Raw genomic sequence first — 15,074 nt, forward strand, 5'->3', positions numbered from 1 at the left:
CGGGCGGGGCAGGCCAGCAAGGCCTGCAAGGGAAAAGAGCTTTGTGCGCTTGGCACCAACCATCAAATAATGTCAGAGCAAGGTTAAAAAACACACCAGAAACAAAGCACCAACTAGTCCGTTTGGATCAGGTGTTAGCTGCCGCCCCGCAGATGAAGGGGTACGCCAGTTCGGACGACGCTGGATCAGGGCCTCAGCGCCCTTCCCGACCACTCTCGGCGTTGAATCGCCCCAACAGATTCATGGACATTGCCCGCGCCACGGCTTGGGCGCGGTTGGCGGCACCGAGTTTTCGCAAAATCTTCTGCACATGGTTCTTCACCGTCAAGGCGCTGATGCCCAGTTGCTCGCCGATTTGCTGATTGCTCATGCCCTCGCGTAGCCAGGAGAGAATTTCTCGCTCGCGCTCAGTGACCGCACTGCCCTGAGGCAGGCGCGCGCCCATGGGCCGGGGTGATTCGTTGATGTCACGTTCGACAGATTGCACGCGCAGCCAGGTCCCGTGCAGATAAGGCATCAGCAATTCCATCATCAGGCGCTGCGGCTGGGTGGCAACGCGGTCATGGCTGGAGAGAATGAAGAAGCTCTCGATTTCGGTAGGGCGCTGCGGGCGCGACACCCCGTGAACCAGCAACTCGACAAAGCCGGCCGCTAGCAGGTCTACACGCGTCGCCTGCAAGGCCTGGCCTTGCAGGCTCTCCACGCTCACGGCGCAAGGTTTGCAGCGTGCGTCAATCCAGCGGCCCTGCAGTTGCTGCATCAAGGCGCTGCGGCCATCCGTCAAACTCACCAACAAGTCGGGCGGCACCGACACGCTGTTGAAGGCCTCAAACTCCAACTCACGCCGTTGCCGGGCATAGGCACCACAGATTGCCAGTTGATGCGGCAGCAGGGCCTGCAGATTGCTTTGGCTCCATACAAAGAACTGATAACGCCTGCGCACCTCCAGCGACGCCTCGACGGCGCGCACCATGGCGTCCACCTGGTCCGCATTGATAGGCCCAGGGACGATGCGTGGCAATGCCGCAGCCGCGCCCAAAGCTTGCACAATCACGTCCTCGATGGGCTTGACGACGGGGCCCTGCACAGCGGTGCACCTCAAGCCCAGCGGTTCCTCCTGGTCAGGCAAAGCATGCATAAAGGTTTGACCTCTTTTATTGCGCATTCGTGGGTTCCGCACCCGATGGATTGGGAACGACAGACCGCATCGACTCCCGCCGGGCGATCAGGTCACAGTTGATAACTCGTTAAACATACGGTCTGCCGCAACAGCACCAAACCCATGCCTCGTCTCGGTGCGCAGGATATGTGTCGGATGTGACTGGTGTTTGAAGAAGTGAAAATCAAATGAGCCATTCGGACTACGCCTGTGTCCGACATGTGCTTTTTGGCGCGGTTGTCACGCAGCCTTCACCAGCGGTGGTTAGCCTGCCCCGCATGATCTCCACCCTTCAATTTCCACGCCGCCGCAGCCCTGTTGCCTGCGCCGTGTTGACCTTGTGCTTCACCCTGCAACCGCTGAACGGGCTGCAGGCGGCAACGCCCAACGACAGCCTGTACACCAACAAACAATGGTGGCTGGGCGCGCTGGACAGCAGCGCCAATGCCGGGTTGGCCAACTACCCCAAGGCGTGGGATTTGAGCACGGGCAGTCCCGTTTCAGGGGCCGCGCCGGTCATTGCGGTGCTGGACTCCGGCGTGCGCGACCATCCGGACTTGCGTGCCAACCTGGTGCTGCCGGGCTACAACTTCATCAGCACACCCGAGTACGCCAACAACGGCGGCATGGGCCGCAACAATGACCCCACCGACACCGGCGACGCCCTCACTCAGGCTGAAAAAGACGCCAACCCGACGCTGTGGGACGGCTGCCCGGTACAAACCTCCAACAGTTGGCACGGCACCCTCGTGGCCGGACAACTCGGCGCGGTCAGCAACAACGGTAAAGGTGTGGCCGGCATCAATTGGCATGCCCAGATCCTCCCGGTTCGGGTGGCTGGCAAATGCGGCGCCTCCGTGCAAGACATGGTGGACGGCATGCGCTGGGCGGCGGGTATGCCCGTCAGCGGCGTACCCACCAACACCCACCCGGCGAAAATTGTGGTGATTGGTTTCTCCAGCGCGGCCTCGTGCGACGCCAACGACAGCAATGCCGATGTCGCCGCGGCAGCCAAGCTGTATCAGGCCGCCATTGCCGACCTGCGCGCCAACAATGTGCTGGTGGTTGCTGCAGCCGGCAACTCGCGCGGCGCCGTGGGCCGCCCCGCCAACTGCGCCGGCGTGCTGGGGGTCACGGCGGTCAACCGCCAGGGCTTCAAGGCGCTGTACGCGAATATGGGCGCCCAGGTGGCGCTGGCCGCCACCGGCGGCGATGCAGCCAACAGCCACACCTGCGACGACATCAGCGGCATTCCAGACGACGGCATTTTTTCAACCAACGGCCCCGGCAGCACGCCCTCACCCACGGGTGAAGACTACGCTGCTGCCTCGGGCACCAGCTTCGCTGCACCACAGGTGGCGGGCGTCGCGTCGTTGATGTGGGCGGCCAACCCGGCCTTGACACTCGCCCAGGTTGAAGCCGGACTGAAGATAACGGCCCGCCCCCACGTAGCCGCTGCGGCGCTGGGCACCTGCAGTAGCAGCAACACCAGCCGCTGCGGTTGCACCACCGACACCTGCGGCACCGGCGTGCTCGACGCCGAAGAAGCTTTGCGTTATGCACAAGTCCCCACCAGCTACGTGGCACCCACGCGCACCCCGGTAAGCTTGAGTAGCGCGGCGCTCGACCAATGCGGCTTGCAGCAAGGTACCGCCCCCACACCCGCGCCAACACCGGCCCCTACGCCTGCACCCACGCCCGCGCCCACCCCGGCCCCCGCCTCCGGCCACGGTGGCGGCGCCGCAGCCCCCTTGTGGGTGTTGGGTGTTGCAGCCGCTGCCGCCTTGTTGCGCCGCCGTGATGAGGACTTTGATTCAACGCAATAAGAGGGAGGATTCACCGCTTCCCGTCAAGAAGCAGTCATAAAACGCGGGCATACTGCAAAGCATTCGAGGCGACAAACCGACTGCAGATTGGGCAGAATTCTGGAACCCGTCACCAGCGCCGAGAATCCGTCTCCTTCACAGGTGTCCGGATGTCAAATGGGCTGCAGCCGTTGGGTTGTGGCCCTTTTGCTTTGTACTTGCCCAATGTTCTAGCAAGCACAAGGGCCAGGCTCGCGTAAAGAAAATTGAAGTCCCTGCGACGCGGTGTATGCAGCAGCGAGATGCGGTCAAAGCATGCGATGCTTCGCCCCATTCGAGTCGCCGCTGCTCTGTTGTGATGTCTGCCCCCAAGTCTTTGCGCCCGTCTACTTTGCGCTTGTCTACTTCGCGTCCCATCTTGTCCGTTTCAGCACGCGCCGCCCCAACCGGCTTGAGGCTGGGCCTGGTATTGCTGCTGCCCACGCTGCTGCCGGCGTGGGCCCAGAATGCACCAGCTCAGACGGACAATCCGCCCGATTCAGCGGCGAGCGCGACCCAGCGGCCTGTCGCCAACCCCAAGCCCAAAGCCACTGCTCAGCTTGATCGTGTTGACGTCAGCGTTCGCGCCAGCGATGAAGACTTGCGCCGCAATGCCACGGCGGCCAAGATCGTCATCGGCCGCGATGAGATTGAGCGCTTTGGCGACAGCTCGCTCGGCGAAGTGCTCAAACGCTTGCCCGGTGTCAGCACGGGCGGGCGGCCCGGCCGCGGCGGTGAAATCCGCATGCGCGGCATGGGCAATGGCTACACCCAAATTTTGGTCAACGGTGAGCGTATGCCACCGGGCTTCGCGCTGGACCAATTGCCGCCCGACCAGGTGGAGCGCATCGAAATTCTGCGCGCACCCTCGGCCGAATATGGCGCACGCGCCGTGGCCGGCACCATCAACATCGTGCTGCGCGAAGCCCTGCAAAAGCGCATCAATGATGTGCGCCTGGGCCTCGGTGCGGAGCGCGACATACTCACCCCCAGCGTGGGCTGGACCCGCAATGACAAGCTCGACGACCAGGGTGGTGCCTACAACCTGAGTCTCAATGCCCAACAGGTGAACCATCGCGATGCCGTAAACACCACGGCCTTGACCCACAACCTCGACGGCAGCGGAGACAGCCTCTTGGCCACCCAAGGCCAGAGCGAAGACGAGCGCCGCAGCCTCAATATGAGCCTGCGTCTGCAGTGGAAGTTGCCGGACGGCGATGCCTTGAGCCTGCAACCTTTTATGGTCGCCGCCAAAGGGAAAAGCAGCAACGTCTTTGACCAGTTCCACTCGTTAGCCTCGCCAGGGGACTTTGATCACGCACAGATAGCCGGCGACAACACCTTCAATCTGTTGCGCCTGAACAGCCAGTGGCAGCACCGCATCAACGATGACAGCAAGCTGGAGTTGCGAGGCGGCCTGGGGCAGGCACGCACAGAGAGCCACAGCCTGCGGCAAGAGTTCTACAAAGCGGCGCTCACCCGCACGCAAGACGACACCACGGTCAGCACAGACCGCTCGTGGAGCCTGAACGGCAAATATTCTCAGCAACTGGCCAACGAGCACAGCTTGGTCGCCGGGCTGGAAGGTGAAGGCACCACGCGCACGCAAGACCGCGCATGCCTGCAAAACGGCCTCGCCTGCCGCAACGCGCTTGAATTTGGCGACGATCTTTCAGCCGCCACGCAGCGCGTTGCCCTGTATGGACAAGATGAATGGAGCGTGGGCCAGCAATGGGCCTTCTACGCCGGCATACGGGGCGAGCGCATTGCCACGCGCAGCACGGCGCGCAATTTCTCGGTGAGCAACCAGTCCGCCGTCTGGACACCGCTGCTTCACGCCGTTTGGAAATTTTTGGACGACAAGGGCAAGCCCACGCGCGACCAAATTCGCGCCAGCCTCACCCGCAGCTACCGCAGCCCCAGTCTGCAAGACTTGATCGCACAACCCACGATCAATGCCCAATACCCTTGCCCCGACACCCAGGCCTGCGGCGCCAATGCCGCCAACTACCCTGACCGCAGTGGCAATCCCAATCTGAAACCTGAATTGGCCACCGGTCTTGACGTTGCCTATGAGAGCTACCTCTCCAAGGGCGGGGTGCTCAGCGCCAACGTGTTTTATCGGCGCATCAGCGACCTGATGCGCACTCTCACCACCCTGCAGACTGTGAGTTATGCCGCCGTACCACGCTGGGTGTCGCAGCCGCAAAACATCGGCAACGCCAGCACCATGGGTTTGGAGTTGGAGGCCAAGTTCAGGCTGGATGAATTCTTCGACGGGGCTTGGCCGGTTTCGGTGCGCAGCAACCTGAGCCTGTTCCGCTCGCAGGTGGACGGGATACCCGGCCCCAATAACCGACTGGATCAGCAGCCCCGCGGCACCGCAAATCTCGGCGCGGACTACAAGCTGCGCTCGCTCCCGCTGTCACTGGGTGCCGGGCTCAACTGGACGCCCGCTGTCACGGTGCAGCAAAGCCTGCTGACGGAGGTGCACAACTCGCGCAAGGTGGTGCTGGATGCCTTTGCGTTGTGGAGCCTCCAGCTCAACACCCAGCTGCGCCTGTCCGCCACCAATCTGGACCCACTGAGCTACGCCAACGGCAACATCATCAACACGGGCGATCAGGTCATCACCACCAACAGCGGCGGGCGCAGCTACACGCTGTGGCAGCTGCGCCTGGAGATGAAGGTTTAAGCCCCGAAGGTTTAGGCGCCCTTGTAGCCCAGCAGACGCGCCGGCAGAAACAGCACTGCGCGCAACAAGGCAAAGACCGCTTCAACACTGATGCCGATCAAACGGAATGGCAGCGACAGCAGCCAGAAAATCGGCCACAAAACCAATGCGGCCAGTGCGAGTGGCCAGCAAAGCACAAACAGCAACAGCCATAGAAGCAGTTTCATGATTTCCTCACAGGGCTTGACGTTCAGTGCTCAGTGCTCAGTGATCAGCGGGCAGCAGGCTCGGCGCCAACACCTGGGCGCAGGTAGTGGTCCAGAAATTCCAGAATGCGCCGGTTCGCCTCGATCTGGTTTTTCTTCTTGGAAAAACCATGGCCCTCATCATCAAACACAAGGTATTCCACGGGCACGCCGTTCTTCTTCACGGCCTCGACAATTTCGTCGCTCTCCGGCTTGATCACACGTGGGTCGTTGGCGCCTTGGATCACCATCAGCGGACGCCGAATTTCCTTGGCATGGAACAGGGGCGAGGTAGCGATCAGATGCTCGCGGTCTTTCACCGGATCGCCAATCTCCTGGTACAGCGCCAGCCGATACGACTCCCAGTACGGCGGAATGCTCTCCAGGGTGCGCAGCCAGTTGCTAACTCCGAAGATATCGACGCCCACCTTGAACGCCTCGGGCCTGAACGCCAGTGCTGCCAGCGTCATGTAGCCGCCGTAGGAGCCGCCCATGATGCCAATACGCTCGGGGTCGATCACGCCCAAGCTTGCCAGGTAAGTTTTGGCCTCCACACAGTCCCACAGAGGCTCACGCCCGTGCTTGCCGTCGTCAGCCGTGAAAAAGCTTTTTCCATAGCCCGAACTGCCCCGGTTATTGATGCCCAGCACCGCATAACCATGATTCGCCAGGTACTGCGCCAGCGCCGAATAGCCACGCGTGGTCTGCCCGCCCGGGCCGCCGTGCACCAACAACACAGCGGGCACCTTGTGCGCCGCAGACGCCTCCCTGGGCTGGTAGTACACCGAAGGAATCACCATGCCGTCGAACGATTTGAAGCGCACAACGCGGGCGTCCACCAGATCGGCCGGATCGATGTCTTTCGACAGGCTGTGCGTCAGCTGCGACACCTTGCGGGTCGCCATGTCGTAGACGAACAAGTTGTTGGGCGAGCGGTCACCGTTCAAGTAGAAGGCCATTTTGGCGGCACTCCGGGAGAACTTCACCCCTCGAATTTCACCCCCCGGCAGTTGCGGCAGCGCCAGCGGACGCTCGCGCCCGTTCACCCGCTCCGTCAGGCGAATCTGCGTGCTGGCGTCGGCGTTGATGCCGCTGACCCGGTAGCGGCCATCCAACGAGAAAAAGGTAAAGGCGATGTCCCAATCGGCCTTTTCCAGCTCCTGGAGCTTGCCGCTGGCCAAGTCGTACTGCAGCAGCCGATCAAATTCAGCGTCAGCATTGCTTTGCAGGATCAAACCGGTGGAGTCGGGCGTAAAGCTGGCCGCGCGATGGCTGGCCACGCCCTGATGCGGCGTGAGGTGCTTCAGCTGCTGCGTCTGGGTGTCCCACAAATACACATCGGAGTCTGCAGTGGTGTTGACTTTGTCCAGGGCGATCCAGCGGCCATCTGGGCTGATACCCGACAGGTCGTAGCCCGACTCGTTTTTGTAGATCAGCGTGCGCGCGTAGGTGTTGGCATCAAAGCGGTAGAGGTCAAAGAATTTGGGATCTCGCTCATTGCTGCTGACATAGAACGCGCTGCCATCGGGCGTCCACCCTTCAAAGCCTGCCTTGAGTTTTTCACCTGGGGTCAGGTCTTGCTCGCTGCCGTCGAGCTGGCGCACCAGCAGGTGGTTTTGCTCATCACCGCCTTTGTCGCGGGTGAACAGCACCCGGTCATCCTTGGGAAAATAGCTGACCGCGTAGTGGCTGTCGGTGGTGGAATGGGTCAGCGCCTGGGGGGCGCCGCCCGCGATGTCTTGGCTGTAGACATTGAAAATGCCGCTGGCATTGCTGCTGAACAAAATGCGCTTTTCGTCCGCACTGAACGAGGCCCCCATGATCGAGGTGGTAGCCATGAACTGCTCGATGGCATAACGCTTGACGTGGGCAGACTGCAGGCTGGGTCGGGCTGCCTGAGTCGCCACTGACCCCGCTGGCGATGGCGTATCGGCCGCCTGAGCAGAACCCGACGCCCCTGCCGCAAACACCCCCGCAACGATCAGCAAGCGGGGCAGCAGCCTCTGGGAGAAGTGGGTCGAGGTCATGGTCATGGTGCGTCGCTTTTCTCGTCAATGCCAAGGCCGCCCTCAGCTGAGCGCGACTATAAAAGGCGTGCGCGCCTTGACAAGCCCTCAGGCGACGAAACGTGGATTGAAGCGGATGAACGTGCGGACAATCTCAAGCGTAGCTTTGCAAGGCCTGTAGCCCAGGTTCATCCAGATGCGCCACGCTGTTGAAGCTCAACAGCGCCATGCGCCTGGGCGAGAGCGCAAACTCGGTCACCGCGCAGTTGCGCAGGCGCAGGTTCAACTCGATCGCACCCTCGCCGGGTACACCAAGTACCTGCGCAACCGCCGTCGAGATCGGCCCGCCGCTGGACACCAGCAGAATCTTCGCCTCCGGGCGGTCCGCCGCCATCTGCTGCACATGCGCCAGCGCGCCCATCACACCAGCCGTGAAGTCGACGTGACTGGGCATGCCCGTAGGCGCAGTGCGGCCTTCCATCCAGGCCTTCAGCCCGTCCCGCAACAAGCGAAAGTGCTGGCGCGCACCCTCGGCCGTTGTGGGGCGATCCAGCACACCGGGATGAATCGCCTGAATCAAGGCCTCGCTGTCGTACTCGTTCAAGCCCGGCCAGGCTTCAGCAGGCAAGGCCTCACCCAAGCCTTCAGCAATGCCGGCGAGCGACTGAGTGTGGCGCTTCAGCGTGCCGGTCAGCACCGCATCAAAACGCAGGCCCCGCGCCCGCCAATAGCGCCCCAGCAACTCGCACTGCTGGCGCCCCAATTGGCTGAGTTGGTCGTAATCGTCAGCCCCCAAAGAAGCCTGCCCATGGCGCACAAGGTAGATGGTTCCCATGCCGCCATCATCGCCGTATCGTCCTTGCCCTGCTGTCTCCGCCGGGACCCCCTGCACTTTGGCGCCAAATCCATCCAGAATGCGGCATGCAGCCTCAGTCTCAAACCCTTGCTCCCCCATCGTCCCTGCCCCTCTTGCGTGAAGCCACACGGGGCGACACCGCTGAGCTATGGCGCGTGCGCTATGCCGTGCGCGAAAACACCTTGCCGTTTGGCCGCATCCCCGACATCGAACTGCACGAACAGATTGAAGTGACCGGGCGCGGCTGGGTGATTGAAAAGCCTGGCGAACCCGCTTCAGCCCAGGCCCCGACCCTCATGGGCTTTGCGATTGCCAATGCCCGCAACGGCAACATCTGGGCTTTGTTCGTCGACCCCGAGCATGCCGGCCAGGGCCACGGCCGGCGCCTGCACGACACAATGTTGGCGTGGATGTGGGCGCAGGGCCTCAACAAAGTCTGGCTCACCACCACCCCCGGCACCCGCGCCGAAGCCTTCTACCGCCGCGCCGGTTGGCAAAGCATGGGCAAGACCCATGACGCCGAGGAGGCGGAACTGCGGTTTGAGATGGCGCGGCCCACCGACGTGGGGCAGCATCTCGCAAGACATCCCGCAGCTTGAGGCCGGCGACGTGGTTTAGAAGCGCTGAATCGCCCTGTTCCCCCAAAAGACTGGCCCCGCTCAAACCAATGGCATGCCCAAAGCTTGCAATTGGCTACGGGCCAGGGTCAGTGCAGCGTCGAGCGACGTGACGCCCAGTTTTTGCTGCAGCCCTTGCAGCAGTTGATGCCACTCGCTCGCGCTGCACCCTTGCAGTGCGGCCATGTTTTGCTGGCTTTTCCCCAGCAGCAGCCACACCAGCCATTGCGCCTCGGCGGCATTCAGCGTCAAGGCCCGCGCCAGCCCCTGGCGCATGGCCCAGTCGTCGGCCTCGCGCATGACGATGAGGCAGTGCCCCTCGCCGACAAAATCAGGGTCTACGGCGTGCAAGTCAAAGCTGAGCCGTTTGCCGCCCGCCCCTGTCGATGAGGAGCGCAACGCACGGGCGCCGGCTTGCGCTTGTGGCAGGACGGTCAAGCCTTTGCTTTCACCGCCGGCGCTGCGGCGCAGCGTTTCGCGGTGCATCCACAGCGTCAATTCGGGCGGTAGAAATCCCCGCTCGAAATGCCCGCCGCTGAAGTAGTCCGCCATCAAGCCGCGCACCCGGGTGGTGTGCCAGATGCAGCGCCCGGTTTGCTCTTGGACCACCATGCTGTCGTGGTCCAGCATGCCCAGGGCGGGCACACCCGAGAGCGGCTTGCTGGGTCGCTTGCTGACCAGTGAGGCCAGGCAATTCAACAAATCACGCGGCCGCACCGGACGGTCCAGACACAACGTTACGCCTGCGGCCAAAGCCATTTCGGTCTGAACTGGCTCGCTGTAGGTGCCCAGCAAAAACAAGGGCACCTCGCCCCAACCGGGCTGCATTTTGAGTTGCGCTGCAAATTCGCACAGCGATGCAATATCGTCAGCCTCACGCAATTCCAGCAAGACCGCATCAGGAACGGAGGCCTCGGCCAAGTCCTTGAGCGTGAAGCCGTGCAGGCTGACGGCGTAACCCGACTCTTCCAGCACATCTTGCAGCACATGCACCAAACTTGGCTCAGGCGCTTTGACCATCAACCAGACCCGTGTCGCCGACCCTGCGTTGGCGGCAATAGGTTTGATGGGCAAGGATGAACTCATAAGAACACTCGGTGGCGTCGCAAATTGACGAAAAGAAGGGAGCAAGGCGAGAGACAAGCCTTCTACAGCAAAGGGCGTGCCATCTTTCATGCACGTGCCGGACCGCCTTCACACCCCATGACGGTGCTTTTGCACCATATTGGGGTACTACGGACCTCGCAGCTCCCTAGGAGTTTTTGCGAAGCACCACGAGCGCGCGCCCGTTTTGGACGTCAACACGCGCCAAGGACATGGCCCGGCGGGCAATTCACCTGCTTTTTTCGCAATTGAATCGAGACTTCAGGCCAAAGTTGTGCCCCCAGCTGGCCGATACTTCATTGAACGAGGTCGAACGACGGTGTTCGGCCGATGCATTGAAACGGGTCTGTCAATCGGCAAGACATGGGCGGCGAGACGGGCGGGATGCAGCATTGCGTTCTAATCGGCCGCCGAACACATTGACTTTTTGACGGACAGGGGCCTCGCAGCGCCTGCGCCAACCTGAAATAACAAGTATGGACCGATTGGTCGAGCATGTGGTGGCATGGCACAACAGCCATCCACTGGCAAAGAAAATCACGATTTACGACGTCCACACCATGGGGGTCGTCGCCCTGCCTTTTTTACGCAGCGGCGGCAGCCATGGCGGCGGCGCGCCTGTCGAGCCGATGTTGGACAACGGGCACGGCATGCCCGCGATGGGCGCGGTTGCGCTGGGTGAGAGCACGCTGGACGCACACGCCGCAAACACCACAGCGGAGCACCTGGATGCCCTGGCCGATCAGGAGGAACCGCCGGCACGTGCACTCGCCAAGCTGACTTGGCAACAGCGCCTGAGTGTCTTGGCCTCAGCGGCGTTCTGGCGCAGAGGCCAGCCGAGAAAATCTGGAAAATCTAGCTCAGGCAGTTGGCCCGCCTACAGTGAACGTTTCATCTCGATCAGCGTGCGCCGTGTCGCCGATTTCGCGCAGCGCCAGGGTTTCTTGAACCCGCCGGGCGATGCCAGTTGGCCCCAGCGCGTTGTGCCTATTGATGAAAAGTTGCTGGGCAAGCATAGCGGTGCCTGGCCCTATGAAATCTATCTGCTCACCGCCGCCATCGACGCCGGCACCTCCCGCACGCGGGTCTTGATCGGCATGGGGCGTCAGCCCAAAATTATCGGCCCGCGTTGCTGGAGCCCACTGCGCCTGGGCTTGGCAACCCTGGTGTTGGTGGGCTTGCTGGCGATGGGCTTGGCGCTGCGGCTGTCACTCGGCAAGACGGCTGAAACGCCGGCATCTGCACCGACGGCGGCGGCTTCTGCAGCCTCCGGATCAGACGTTGCTAGCGCATCTTCCAACGCCGCATCCGGGCGGGTGACTGAGGCGGAGCCAGCTTCGGCGGCCTCACAAACAGGAGCCGACGCGGTTGAGCCTGCCGCCTCGGGATCGCCAACGGCAAGCCTCACGCCCGGGGCGATGGCGTCCGGTGCTGCATCCAGTGCGGCGTCTGGCGCTGAATCCGGTGCATCGGCCGCTGCGACACCCGCCAGCGCACCGCCGCCCGACATTCGCCCGCAGTTGGTCACGCCCATTCCCAAGCGCATGCCATTTTCAAGCCCCAAAGCAGATGAAGCAGAGGCTGGCAGCAAGGCGCTGAAAACGGGCAAAACCGAAAAGACAGACAAGCCGGATGAAAAATCAGCGGCAGGAAAAACAGCTGAAAAAGACGCTGGCACCTCAACGGGCAAGCCACAGGAAGCCCGCCCTGTAGACGGTAAAACCTCCGCCTCCGCCAAACATGGCGAGGAACCCCCTGCGGCGGCGCTCGTTGAAAAACTCGGCCCGCTCGGCAAGGCGGAAGACCGCACCATCCATTCCGTCTTGAAGCCCGATGCCAAGCAAGAGGCCAAGACCGTGGTCGCCTTGGTCGGCCCCGTCGTGAGCAGCCAAGTCGATGCGCAAGCCGCCGCCACCCGTCTGCTGGGCCTGATCGCGCCGCTGCATCCGGGCGCGCTGCATACCAGCGTGGTTCAAACCCCGGACGGTTGGCGGCCCGCGGTGTGGCCCTTTGACAATCGGCAAGAAGCACAGTTGATCAACGCCACGCTGGTGGCCCGCGGCCTGAAGACCAAGGCGGTGGATTTCTGAGCCTGCCCCTGAACGCGCCGTTCAACCCTCCTTGCAGGGGTGGGCGCGCCGATTCAGTGGGTGTTCACGAGCGGTAGTCGGCGTTGATCGTGACGTACTCGTGGCTCAGGTCGCAAGTCCAGACCGTGGCCACGGCAGTGCCCCGGTTCAGCTTGACCCGCACGGTGATTTCAGACTGCTTCATCACGCGCTGGCCGTCTTCCTCTCGGTAGTCGGGGTGGCGGCCGCCCGCGCGCACCACATGGACATCATCCAGGTACAGGTCGATCAGAGTTTGATCCAGATCGGCGATGCCGGCATAGCCCACGGCCGCCAGAATGCGCCCCAGATTCGGGTCGCTGGCGAAGAAGGCCGTCTTCACCAGCGGTGAATGGGCGATGGCATAGGCCGCCAATTTGCACTCAGCCTCATCACGGCCACCTTCGATGGTCACGGTGATGAATTTGGTGGCCCCCTCGCCGTCGCGCACGATGGCTTGGGCCAGTTGCTGCGAGACCTGGATCAAGGCGGCACGCAGAATGCGCCCCTCCTCGCTGTCCAGCGATTCGATGCGGGCATGGCCGGCCTGGTGCGTTGCGATCAACACGAAAGAGTCGTTGGTGGAGGTGTCGCCGTCGATGGTGATGCGGTTGAATGAAGCGTCAGCCGCTTCGGTCACCAGGGCTTGCAGCAGCGCCGGGTTCACGTGGGCGTCGGTCGCTACATAGCCCAGCATGGTGGCCATGTTCGGGCGGATCATGCCGGCCCCCTTGCTGATCCCGGTGAGCGTGACCGTTTGGCCGCCAATCTGCACTTGGATGGACGCAGCCTTGGGCAAGGTGTCGGTGGTCATGATGCCCTCGGCGGCCTCGCCCCAGGCATCGCCGCGCAGGGCCGCGATGGCCGAAGGCAGGCCCGCGATGATGCGGTCCACCGGCAGGGTCTCCATGATCACACCGGTAGAGAAAGGCAAGACCTGCTGTGCGCTCACACCCAGCAAATCCCCCAAGGCTACACAGCTTTGGCGCGCACGCGCCAAGCCGTCTTCACCTGTGCCCGCATTGGCGTTGCCGGTGTTGACCAGGATGGCGCGAATCTCCGCCCCCCCCGCCAGATGTTCCCGGCAAACCTGCACCGGTGCTGCGCAAAAACGGTTTTGGGTGAAGACACCCGCCACGCTGGAGCCCGCGTCCAGCGCAATCACGCTCAGGTCGCGTCGGTTGGCCTTGCGGACACCCGCCATGGTAATGCCCAGTCGCACACCACGAACGGGGTGCAGGGCAGCTGGATCAGGGGCGACAAGATTGACGGGCATGGTGGTGTGTGAGGGGGCTTCAAAGAGATGGCGGATTGTAGGTTCCCGAGGCCTGCTTCTGCCGCACGCGGCGGCTGGGCACGCGGGGTCTGTGCCGGTGTTTAACGCGTCAGCCTTACGGCTTGACGGGTCGATCAGCGCAGGCCCGGCCAGCGTTGCACCGACTTGACTGCGGCCTCGCCCAGCGAGGCGCCGAAACGCTTGGCCAGTCGTTCGGCCACATTGTCGTGAGGGGTGTAGTCGACCACCTCTTCGGCCTTGACCACTTCACGGGCCACAAAATCGAGCGTGCCAAAGTGATCGGCCAGCCCGAGCTTGACGGCTTGCTCGCCATTCCAGAACAGGCCCGAGAACATTTCCGGGGTTTCCTTCAGGCGATCTCCCCGGCCCTCCCGAACGACCGCGATGAATTGCTGGTGAATCTGATCCAGCATGGCCTGGGCAAACGCCTGCTGTTTGGGCGAAACCACCTTGAAGGGATCCAACATGCCCTTGTTTTCGCCCGCCGTCATCAGTCGCCGCTCGACCCCCAGCTTGTTCATCAAGCCGGTGAAACCAAAGCCGTCCATCAGCACGCCGATGGAGCCCACCACCGAGGCCTTGTCCACAAAGATTTCGTCCGCGCCAGCCGCAATGTAGTAGGCGCCCGAGGCGCACATTTCGTCCACCACGACGTAGAGTTTCTTGCCGTGCTTGGCTTTCAGGCGCTTGATTTCGTCATAGACGATGCCCGCCTGCACGGGGCTGCCGCCGGGCGAGTTGATGCGCAAGACCACCGCTTGTGAACCCTGGTCTTCAAAGGCTGCGCGCAGGCCGGACAGCAGTTGCTCGGCGCTGGCTTCAGTGTCCGCCGCAATTTCACCCTGCAATTCGACCAGGGCCGTGTGCGGGCTGCTGGTTGATGCGGTGTGGTGATGCTGCTGCGAAAAGACGGCCCAGCCGAAAAACACCAACAGCGCCAACCAGAACAGGCGCATGAACAGCTTCCAGCGACGTTCGCTGCGGCGATCCCGCAAGTACTCTTTGGCGAACTCGGCCAGCAGCGGCTCGAAGCCGGAAAGCCGGGGGTCTTCGATCTTCGCGGATTGAGCAGGCGCGGCCGACACCGCCGCAGAGGCCACAACGCCGGGCTCGACCGAGGGGTCTTGCATGGGCGGGGGCAGATCATCGTTTGAATTCATGGCC

The 15,074-nt window shown here is 62.6% G+C and carries 11 protein-coding genes; 4 read left to right on the top strand and 7 right to left on the bottom strand.

Annotation, left to right across the window (positions count from 1 at the left end):
- Positions 1 to 193 precede the first annotated feature (193 nt).
- The gene (epsA, locus tag PRZ01_RS02465) at positions 194 to 1,138 is read right to left on the bottom strand and encodes an XrtB/PEP-CTERM-associated transcriptional regulator EpsA (RefSeq protein ID WP_273595172.1); all 945 of its coding nucleotides are present in this window, start codon (positions 1,136 to 1,138) and stop codon (positions 194 to 196) included.
- Between the two features lie 209 nt (positions 1,139 to 1,347).
- On the opposite strand from epsA, the gene PRZ01_RS02470 reads away from it, so the two are divergent.
- Positions 1,348 to 2,985: a S8 family serine peptidase gene (locus tag PRZ01_RS02470; RefSeq protein ID WP_273595173.1), complete on the top strand. Its 1,638-nt coding sequence runs from the start codon at positions 1,348 to 1,350 to the stop codon at positions 2,983 to 2,985.
- A 397-nt stretch (positions 2,986 to 3,382) separates the two neighbouring features.
- Entirely contained in the window at positions 3,383 to 5,698 is a 2,316-nt protein-coding gene (locus PRZ01_RS02475) for a TonB-dependent receptor plug domain-containing protein (RefSeq protein ID WP_273595174.1), read from the top strand.
- 11 nt (positions 5,699 to 5,709) lie between these two features.
- On the opposite strand, the gene PRZ01_RS02480 is transcribed toward PRZ01_RS02475, so the two are convergent.
- The 3 genes from PRZ01_RS02480 to PRZ01_RS02490 form a co-directional block, all read right to left on the bottom strand.
- Positions 5,710 to 5,904 (bottom strand): hypothetical protein, encoded by a 195-nt coding sequence (locus PRZ01_RS02480; protein ID WP_276597945.1) that lies wholly within the window; start codon positions 5,902 to 5,904, stop codon positions 5,710 to 5,712.
- A 44-nt stretch (positions 5,905 to 5,948) separates the two neighbouring features.
- On the bottom strand, positions 5,949 to 7,955 hold the full coding sequence (locus tag PRZ01_RS02485; protein ID WP_273595175.1) for a S9 family peptidase: 2,007 nt from the start codon (positions 7,953 to 7,955) through the stop codon (positions 5,949 to 5,951).
- A gap of 127 nt (positions 7,956 to 8,082) precedes the next feature.
- Entirely contained in the window at positions 8,083 to 8,763 is a 681-nt protein-coding gene (locus PRZ01_RS02490) for a histidine phosphatase family protein (protein WP_273595176.1), read from the bottom strand.
- Between the two features lie 134 nt (positions 8,764 to 8,897).
- Between PRZ01_RS02490 and PRZ01_RS02495 the strand changes: the two genes are divergently transcribed.
- Positions 8,898 to 9,383, top strand: a complete 486-nt coding sequence (locus PRZ01_RS02495; protein WP_273595177.1) for a GNAT family N-acetyltransferase — start codon at positions 8,898 to 8,900, stop codon at positions 9,381 to 9,383.
- A 60-nt stretch (positions 9,384 to 9,443) separates the two neighbouring features.
- Here the strand turns inward: PRZ01_RS02495 and PRZ01_RS02500 are convergent, their stop codons facing one another.
- Positions 9,444 to 10,487 carry a response regulator gene (locus PRZ01_RS02500; protein ID WP_273595178.1) on the bottom strand — a complete coding sequence of 348 codons (1,044 nt, stop codon included), beginning with the start codon at positions 10,485 to 10,487 and terminating at the stop codon, positions 9,444 to 9,446.
- 494 nt (positions 10,488 to 10,981) lie between these two features.
- On the opposite strand from PRZ01_RS02500, the gene PRZ01_RS02505 reads away from it, so the two are divergent.
- Positions 10,982 to 12,595 carry a hypothetical protein gene (locus PRZ01_RS02505; RefSeq protein ID WP_273595179.1) on the top strand — a complete coding sequence of 538 codons (1,614 nt, stop codon included), beginning with the start codon at positions 10,982 to 10,984 and terminating at the stop codon, positions 12,593 to 12,595.
- 64 nt (positions 12,596 to 12,659) lie between these two features.
- Here PRZ01_RS02505 and argJ read toward each other — a convergent pair whose 3' ends face one another.
- Positions 12,660 to 13,889 (bottom strand): bifunctional glutamate N-acetyltransferase/amino-acid acetyltransferase ArgJ, encoded by a 1,230-nt coding sequence (gene argJ, locus PRZ01_RS02510; RefSeq protein ID WP_273595180.1) that lies wholly within the window; start codon positions 13,887 to 13,889, stop codon positions 12,660 to 12,662.
- A 134-nt stretch (positions 13,890 to 14,023) separates the two neighbouring features.
- Positions 14,024 to 15,070, bottom strand: a complete 1,047-nt coding sequence (locus PRZ01_RS02515) for a S49 family peptidase (RefSeq protein ID WP_273595181.1) — start codon at positions 15,068 to 15,070, stop codon at positions 14,024 to 14,026.
- Positions 15,071 to 15,074: the final 4 nt, after the last annotated feature.

The organism is Roseateles koreensis (genome assembly GCF_028595305.1).
GTDB classification, from domain to species: domain Bacteria; phylum Pseudomonadota; class Gammaproteobacteria; order Burkholderiales; family Burkholderiaceae_C; genus Paucibacter_A; species Paucibacter_A koreensis.

What these genes read in the sequence shown, in the direction of transcription:
- epsA (WP_273595172.1), bottom strand. Translation starts at nt 1,138, where the DNA reads ATGCATGCTTTGCCTGACCAGGAGGAACCGCTGGGCTTGAGGTGCACC.
- PRZ01_RS02470 (WP_273595173.1), top strand. Translation starts at nt 1,348, where the DNA reads ATGAGCCATTCGGACTACGCCTGTGTCCGACATGTGCTTTTTGGCGCG.
- PRZ01_RS02480 (WP_276597945.1), bottom strand. Translation starts at nt 5,904, where the DNA reads ATGAAACTGCTTCTATGGCTGTTGCTGTTTGTGCTTTGCTGGCCACTC.
- PRZ01_RS02485 (WP_273595175.1), bottom strand. Translation starts at nt 7,955, where the DNA reads ATGACCATGACCTCGACCCACTTCTCCCAGAGGCTGCTGCCCCGCTTG.
- PRZ01_RS02490 (WP_273595176.1), bottom strand. Translation starts at nt 8,763, where the DNA reads ATGGGAACCATCTACCTTGTGCGCCATGGGCAGGCTTCTTTGGGGGCT.
- PRZ01_RS02500 (WP_273595178.1), bottom strand. Translation starts at nt 10,487, where the DNA reads ATGAGTTCATCCTTGCCCATCAAACCTATTGCCGCCAACGCAGGGTCG.
- PRZ01_RS02505 (WP_273595179.1), top strand. Translation starts at nt 10,982, where the DNA reads ATGGACCGATTGGTCGAGCATGTGGTGGCATGGCACAACAGCCATCCA.
- argJ (WP_273595180.1), bottom strand. Translation starts at nt 13,889, where the DNA reads ATGCCCGTCAATCTTGTCGCCCCTGATCCAGCTGCCCTGCACCCCGTT.
- PRZ01_RS02515 (WP_273595181.1), bottom strand. Translation starts at nt 15,070, where the DNA reads ATGAATTCAAACGATGATCTGCCCCCGCCCATGCAAGACCCCTCGGTC.